At 74.5% G+C, this 7,324-nt stretch carries 8 protein-coding genes; 4 read left to right on the top strand and 4 right to left on the bottom strand.

Annotated features, from left to right (window positions below):
- The 3 genes from ACZJYS_RS21225 to ACZJYS_RS21215 all read right to left on the bottom strand — a co-directional run.
- The coding region (locus ACZJYS_RS21225; RefSeq protein ID WP_493180236.1) for a TetR family transcriptional regulator at nt 1–523 on the bottom strand (523 nt) is incomplete at its 3' end.
- A 125-nt stretch (nt 524–648) separates the two neighbouring features.
- Nucleotides 649–1,485, bottom strand: coding sequence for a pyrroline-5-carboxylate reductase (gene proC, locus ACZJYS_RS21220; protein WP_493180235.1), 837 nt, complete (start codon nt 1,483–1,485; stop codon nt 649–651).
- Nucleotides 1,482–1,985 (bottom strand): type III secretion system chaperone family protein, encoded by a 504-nt coding sequence (locus ACZJYS_RS21215; RefSeq protein WP_109517820.1) that lies wholly within the window; start codon nt 1,983–1,985, stop codon nt 1,482–1,484. The genes proC and ACZJYS_RS21215 overlap by 4 nt, the downstream gene beginning before the upstream one ends.
- Before the next feature lie 160 nt (nt 1,986–2,145).
- Here ACZJYS_RS21215 and ACZJYS_RS21210 point away from each other — a divergent pair, with 160 nt between their 5' ends.
- From ACZJYS_RS21210 to gltX, 4 genes are read left to right on the top strand one after another with little or no spacing between them, the layout of a single operon-like run.
- Nucleotides 2,146–2,955 carry an EamA family transporter gene (locus tag ACZJYS_RS21210; protein ID WP_493180234.1) on the top strand — a complete coding sequence of 270 codons (810 nt, stop codon included), beginning with the start codon at nt 2,146–2,148 and terminating at the stop codon, nt 2,953–2,955.
- Between the two features lie 3 nt (nt 2,956–2,958).
- Nucleotides 2,959–4,323: an NAD(+) synthetase gene (locus tag ACZJYS_RS21205; protein ID WP_493180233.1), complete on the top strand. Its 1,365-nt coding sequence runs from the start codon at nt 2,959–2,961 to the stop codon at nt 4,321–4,323.
- Between the two features lie 28 nt (nt 4,324–4,351).
- Nucleotides 4,352–4,753 carry a hypothetical protein gene (locus ACZJYS_RS21200; RefSeq protein ID WP_379648580.1) on the top strand — a complete coding sequence of 134 codons (402 nt, stop codon included), beginning with the start codon at nt 4,352–4,354 and terminating at the stop codon, nt 4,751–4,753.
- Entirely contained in the window at nt 4,750–6,099 is a 1,350-nt protein-coding gene (gltX, locus tag ACZJYS_RS21195) for a glutamate--tRNA ligase (RefSeq protein WP_493180232.1), read from the top strand. The genes ACZJYS_RS21200 and gltX overlap by 4 nt, the downstream gene beginning before the upstream one ends.
- 39 nt (nt 6,100–6,138) lie before the next feature.
- On the opposite strand, the gene ACZJYS_RS21190 is transcribed toward gltX, so the two are convergent.
- A partial coding sequence (locus tag ACZJYS_RS21190) for an OprO/OprP family phosphate-selective porin (RefSeq protein ID WP_493180231.1) occupies nt 6,139–7,324 on the bottom strand: 1,186 nt, incomplete at its 5' end.

Here is a 7,324-nt window from a genome sequence, read left to right as displayed (position 1 = left end):
GCGCGGCCATGGTGGGGCCGAGATCCTGGCTGTCATCCTGTTCCCAGGCCCGCAGCGTGGCGATCCACACCGCCGAGAGGCCCTTGACCCGCAGCAGGCCCTGCAGCCCGCCCGCCTCGATGCGCGCCGCCTCCAGCATCCACTGCATCGATCCGGCCAGCACCGGCGCCAGCGCCAGGCTCAGCGCCGGGTCGCGCCGCATGTCGCGGCCGAAGCGGAGCAGGCCCTCGCGGTGGGGCTGCAGCGCGTCGATCCGGCGCATCAGCGTGTCGAACAGCCGGTCGCGCGGGGCGCCGCCGCTGCTCAGCGCGGAATCGGCCAGCACCGCCCGGTCCACGGCGCGCGCATGGCGGCAGAGCAGGGCGAACTTGGTGGGCACCATCTCGCGCAGCGCCTCGAGCGTCGTGCCGGCGCGCTCCGCCAGCTCGGCCATGGCGAAGCCATGCCAGCCCTGCTCGGCCACCAGGGACCAGAGGGCGTCGTTCAGGCGGGTCTCGTCGGGGGGAGAGCTTGCTTCGGTCATGGGAGGAGTCTGGGGTCCGCGCCGGGTTTCACCAGGGGGAGAGGCTGGCCAGGGGCACCGCGCCCCGCCGGCTGTTCCCCGGCGGGGCAGGGGGTTTCAGCCAGGGGGTTTCAAGCCGGGGGGTTTCAGCCGGCCAGCTCGCGCGAGCGGGCGGTGGCGGCGGCGATGGCCTCGGACATCAGCTTCGGCCAGGCCTCGGGCGCCATCAGCACGTTCAGCGCGCGCTCGGTGGTGCCCTTGGGGCTGGTGACGTTGACGCGGAGCTGCGCGGCATCCAGCGGGCTGGCGGCCAGCAGCGCGCCGGAGCCCGAGACGGTACGCCGCGCCATGCGCCGCGCCAGCTCGGGCGGCAGCCCCTGCTCGATGGCGGCCTTCTCCAGCACCTCGGCCAGCAGGAACACATAGGCCGGGCCGCCGCCGGAGACGGCGGTGACGGGGTCGATCAGCGACTCCTCCTCCAGCCAGGCCACCTCGCCGATGGCGGCGAGCAGCGTGTCGGCCAGGGCGCGCTGCTCCTCCGTCACGCCGGGGCCGGCGAAGGCGGCGGTGAAGCCCTGGCGCACGGCGGCGGGGGTGTTGGGCATGGCGCGCACCACCCGGGCCTCGCCGCCCAGCAGCGCCGTCATGCCCGCCACCGTCTTGCCGGCCATGATGGAGACGAACAGCGCGCCGGCCCGCGCGAAGGCGGCGCAGGCGGGCAGCGCGGCCTCGGCCTGCTGCGGCTTGGTGGCCAGCACCACCACGGCGGGGGCGAAGCCGGCCGGGATGGACTCGACCCCGGCGCAGACCGTCACGCGGTCGGAGAAGGGGGCGACGGAGGCGGGCTGCGGCTCGACCACCACGGCCTGCCGCACGCCCCGCTCCAGCCAGCCCTCGAGCATGGCGCCGCCCATCTTGCCGCAGCCGACCAGCAGGATCGGCGGCAGGGGAGAGGCGGCGGGGGTGGGAGCCGGCACGGTCATGCCTCGCCCACGCAGTCCAGCATGGCGGCGGCCAGCGCCTCGGCCGGCGGCTTGCCGCCCCAGAGGACGAACTGGAAGGCGGGGAAGAAGCGCTCGCACTCGGTGATGGCGATGTCCACCATGTCCTCCAGGCTCTCGGCGCTGGCGCCGGGCGCGCCGCGCAGCAGCACGGCATGGCGGTAGACCGGCGCGCCATCCTCGCTGTCGATGCCGAAATGGCCGATCCAGAGCTTCTCGTTGGCGAGCGCCAGCAGCTCGTAGAGCGGGCCGCGCCGGTTGGACGGGACCTTCAGGTCGAAGGCGCAGGTGAAATGCATGGCGCTGATCTCCTGCGACCAGGAGAAGAACAGGCCATAGTCGCACCACTTCCCCGGTGCCTCAACGGCCATCTCGCCATCGGAGCGGCGCTCGAACACCCACTCATTGGCGGCGACGATCTGTTCCAGCACGTCGAGCGGATTGGCGGAACGGTCGCGGTCGGCGGTTTGCAAGCCGGACATCGCGGCACCTCCTTCCCTATCGGGGGACAGGGCCACCCAGGTCTTGGGTGAAGCCAGATGCCCACACCACAAAGGCTTGCATATCGCGGGCTCAAATGCCGTCGCAAGGGGCTTGGCCCGAGTCTGGCGGGGTACCGGCGGATTTTCATCGCGCCGCAGCATGGGCGCCCCGGGCGCGGCTTCATCCGCCCGCCAGGCCTTCACGCCCTGGGATGTCGGCGCGCTGCGCTATGCCGGCTCGCTGCTGGCGGGGCTGGCGCTGGTGGCGCGCTTCGGCTGGCCGCGCCTGCCCTGGCGGCGCGCGCTCGGGCTGATGGCGGGCGCCGCCTTCGGCTTCCCGCTCGCCGCCTATTGGGGCTTCAGCTTCGCCCCCGCCGCGCATGGCGGCGTCATCATGACCGGGCTGCTGCCCTTCGCCACGGCGCTGCTGGCGGCGCTGTTCCTGGGCGAGCGCTTCTCGCGCGGCCGCGCCCTCTCGCTCGGCGTGGTGGCGCTGGGCATCGGGCTGCTGGCCTCGGACACCTTCGGCACCTATCCCGGCGCCTGGCGGGGCGACCTGATCTTCCTGCTCGGCTGCTTCTCCTGGGCGAGCTTCACCGTGCTGATCCGCCGCTGGGGCGTCTCGGCCATCACCGCCACCACGGTGCTCGCACTCTACCCGCCGCTGCTCTACCTGCCGGTGTGGTGGCTGGTGCTGCCCTCCAGCCTCGGCACGGCGTCGCCGGGGGCGATCGGCTTCCAGTTCTTCTACCAGGGCTTCATCGCCGTGGTGGTGGCGGGCTTCCTGTTCACCCGCGCCGTGGTGGCGCTGGGCGGCGGGCTGACCACCACCATCACCGCGCTCACCCCCGCGCTCGCCGCCCTGGCCGCCTGGCCGCTGCTGGGCGAGCCGCTGGGCCTGGCCGGGCTGGCCGGCGTCGCCATGGTCTCGGCGGGCATGGCGCTCGGCGTGCTCGTCGGAGGGCGCTGAGCCGTGGCGGAGGCAATGCGCATCGCCCTGGCCGCGCCCCGCCCGCGCCTGGGCGCGGTCGCGGCGAACGCCGACGCCCTGCTGGAAGCCCGCGCCGGGGCTGCCCGCCAGGGCGCCGCGCTGCTGCTCGCACCGCTGGCCTCGCTGAGCGGCGCGCCCGCCGCCGCCCTGGCCTGCTTCCCCGATTTCCGCGCCGCCTGCGAGGCGGCGCTGGCGCGCCTCACCGCCGCCACGGCGGATGGCGGGCCGGGGTTGGTGGTCGGCCTGCCCTGGGCGGAGGGCGCGGTGCTGCATGAGGGGCTGGCGCTGCTGGAGGGGGGGCGCGTCGTCGCCCGCCGCGCCTGTCACCGGCTTTCGGCGGCGCAGGGTGGCGTCTTCGCCCCGGGCCCGTCGCCCGGCCCGGTGGCCTTCCGCGGCCTGCGCCTCGGCCTGATGGCCGGCGCCGACCTCGACGACCCCGCCGTGCCCGAGACGCTGGCCGAGACGGGGGCGGAGCTGCTGGTCTCGCTCTCCGCCACCCCCTTCCGCCGCGAGCCGGCCGACCGCGCCATCGACCGCGCCGTGCCGCGCGTGGTGGAGACCGGCCTGCCGCTGCTGGCGCTGAACCTGCATGCCGCCCAGGGCGAGGCGATCTGGCCCGGCGGCGGTTTCGCGCTGAACGCCGATTGTGCCCTGGCCGCGCGCTGGCCGGAGGCGGCGAACGGGCTCTGGCTGACCGAATGGCGCGCCGGCCCGCAGGGCTGGGCCTGCGCCCCGCAGCCCCTGCCGCCGCTGGAGGCGGAGCCGGCGCGGCTGTGGCGCGCTTTGGCCTTCGCTTTGGCCGAGGCGGTGGCGCGGGGCGGCTTCTCCGGCGTGCTGGTCGATCCGGCGCAGGGCGAGGCGGCCGCGCTGTGCGCCGCCCTGGCCGCGCCGCTGCCGGTGTGGCAGGCGGGCGCGGCGGGCGCCGAGGCGGGCCATGCCCGCGAGGCCGCGCTCTGGGCCGAGGCGGAGGCGCGCCGCGCCCTGCTGGTGAACGCCGCCGACAAGACCGCGCTCGCCCTGGGCGAGGGCCACCGCGCCGGCCACTTCGCGCCGCTGCGCGACCTGTTCCGGACCGAGCTGGCGGCCCTGGCGGTCGCCCACGGGCTGCCCGCCCCGCCGGGCGATGCCGGCACCGAGGGGCTGCTGCGCGGCCTGCTGGAAGAGCACAAGGGTGTGGACGCGCTGGCCGCCGGGGGATACGACCCCGGAGAGGTGCCGGAACTCTGGCGCCGCATGGCCGGGGCGGCCGGCTCCCGCCGCCGCGCGCCGGAGGGGCCCCGCCTCAGCCGCCACGGCTTCGGCCGCGACCCCATCGGCCATGGCTTCACCCACGCGACCACGGAATGACGAGCCCTATCTGCATGAGCGGCAACCGATGAGCGGCGATTTCGACGACACCATCTTCGCCCCCAAGGGCGGCTTCAGCGTGGTGATCCGCGACCTTTCGGGCGGCAACGGCGCCGAGCCGGTGGAGATCGTCCGCAACTTCCCGACCCTGCTGCAGGCCAACGGCTTCGCCCGCCGCTATGTGCGCGACAGCATCGAGCGCTGCCGCGCCCCCGGCCTGACGCCGGACGAGGTGCTGGCCGCCTGGTTCGCCTTCGGCGAGGATGCCGAGGTGACGGGCGCCGAGGCGCAGGGCTGGACCAGCGGCGCCGAGATCCGCGACTTCGCCGCCACGCCGAGCCGCGACCCGGAGGAGCGCAACTGGCGCATCCTCGACCCCCGCCGGCTCGAGGATGACGCGGATGCGGACGGGGAGGGGGAAGAGGGATGAAGCTCCGTTTCGCGCCCAGCCCCACCGGCTACCTGCATGTCGGCAATGCCCGTGTGGCGGTGGCCAACTGGCTGCTGGCCCGCCGCCATGGCGGCCGCTTCGTGCTGCGCTTCGACGACACGGACACCGAGCGCAGCAAGCCGGAATATGCCGCCGGCATCGAGGAGGACCTGCGCTGGCTGGGCCTCGACTGGGACGAGAGCTTCCGCCAGTCCGACCGGCTCGACCGCTATGAGCTGGCGGCGGAGAAACTGAAGAAGAGTGGCCACCTCTACCCCTGCCTGGAGAGCGAGGAGGAGCTGCGCTTCAAGCGCGACCAGCGCCAGAAGCAGGGCCGCCCGCCGGTCTATGACCGCGCCGCGCTGAAGATGACGGCCGAGCAGCTGCAACGCGCGCTGGACAACGGCAAGAAGCCCTACTGGCGCTTCAGGCTGGCCACCCGCACGGTGGAGTGGCAGGACGGCGTGCTGGGCCGCCGCCAGGTGAAGCTGCCGCCCATCTCCGACCCCGTGCTGATCCGCGCCGACGGCTCCTTCCTCTACACCTTCACCTCGGTGGTGGACGACCTGGAGACGGGCGTCACCGACATCGTGCGCGGCGAGGACCACGTCACCAACACCGGCGTGCAGATCGACATCCTCGAGGCGCTGGGCGGCCGCCCGCAGGGCAGGCCGGGCGCCATCCGCTTCGCGCACCTGCCGCTGCTGACCGATGCCGATGGCGGGCCGCTCTCCAAGCGGCTGAACTCCATGGGGCTGCGGCAATTGCGGCGGGACGGCATCGAGCCGGTGGCGCTGGTCGGCTATCTCGCGGCGCTCGGCTCCTCGCAGGACCCGGTGGCGGCGCCGCCGGCGGCGCTGGCGCCGGGCTTCGCCCTCGCCAACATGTCGCGCAGCACGGCGCGCTTCGACCCGACGCAACTGCTGGCGCTGAACCGCCGCCACCTGCACGGGCTGGACTTCGCCACGGTGCGGGACCGCCTGCCCGAAGGCGCCGACGAGGCCTTCTGGCTCGCCATCCGCGGCAATCTCGACCTGCTGGGCGAGGCGCGGGACTGGTGGGAGGTGGCGCGCGGCGAGATCGCGCCGGCGCCGCAGCCGGAGGAGGCGGAGTTCCTCGGCGCCGCGCTGGAGACGCTGCCGCCCGAGCCCTGGAACGAGGAAAGCTGGAGCGCCTGGACCCGCGCCCTCGGCGCCGCCACGGGGCGCAAGGGCAAGGCCCTGTTCCTGCCGCTGCGCCGGGCGCTGACGGGTGCCGAGCACGGGCCGGAGCTGAAGCTCTTCCTGCCGGTGATCGGGCGGGAGCGGGCGGTGGTCCGGCTGCGGGCGGCGCGGGGCGGCGCCTAGGGCGGAACCCCGGCGGGGGCGCGCGGCGCCCCCTGCCGCCTACAGCGAGAAGCTCAGGCGCAGGCCGATGGCCTGGAAGCGGCGGTTCTCCTCATCCAGCCGCAGGATGCCGTTCTGGTAGTTCAGCATCACCGCCAGGGTCTCGGTGAGGTACCAGTTGAGGCCGGCCGTCCAGATGCGCTGGGCGCCGCCGCGCAGCACCGGGCCATTCCGCAGCTCGGCGGCGCTGTAGCGGCCGGCCAGCTCCCAGGCGCCCCAGGCGCTGTCCGCCTCCGGGGTCGGGCGCTTCCAGGTGCCGTCCTCGGCATCGTGCCGGCGTGGCTGGCCGAGCAAGGTGTAGGCCCCGGCCAGGTACCAGGCCTGGACCTGCCGGCCGCCGCTCTCCTCCGTCTCGACGCCGATGCGCTGGTATTCCGCCTGGGCGTAGAAGCGGCCGAGGCCGGCCGAGAAGCTCGGGCCCACCGCCCAGGCATTGCTGGCACGCACCGCATCCGTGTCCAGCAGCTGCCGCCCGCTCAGCCGCAGTTCCGGATAGTCGGACAGGGCGATGCTCTGCGGGTCGCTCTTGTCGCCGGGGCGGAACTGGTAGGCGCCGTTCACGCCGAGCTGCGCCACGAGCCCCTCGGGCGTGGGCAGCAGCGCCGTCACCCGCCCGACGAGCCCGCGCTGCCCCCAGCTGTTGGGCTGCGAGGCGAGGCCGCCGGTGACGTAGCCGGAGGCGGTCCACCGCTCGCCATTCGCCTCAAGGCCGATGGCGAGGCGCGTATCGCCCGAGGCCAGGCCGGAGGCGAGGTTGGTGGCGGCGGCGGATTCCATGAACAGCAGGTCGCGCGAGCTGCTGGCCTCCTCCAGCATGTGGCGCGGCTCGTAGGCACCCACCCGCAGCGTGCCGATGCCGAGCCCCGAATAGCCCACCCAGGCCTCGTAGAGGTCGCTGTGGTCGTTCGGGTCGCCGCCGAGATCCCAGGCGAAGGCGAAGGTCACATCTTCGCCAACGCTGGCCTCGAAGCCCAGATAGCCGCGCCGCAGATTGGCGCCGGGGCGGAATCCGCCGGGCCGGTTCTGGCCGAAATAGCTCCCCGCATCGGCGTCGAACTGCAGGGTCGGCGTCAGCCGAACCGCGCCATTGCCAAGGGAATAGGCCGTCTCCGCCCGCGCGGCGGCCGGCAGGGCGAGGACGAGCAGGGCGAGCAAGGCATGGCGCATGGGGCGGATGATCCGGCGC

This window comes from Roseomonas sp. TS2 (genome assembly GCF_058833935.1).
The sequence above is the reverse complement of the archived record's forward strand: the minus strand, read 5'-3'. Positions and strand labels throughout refer to the sequence as shown.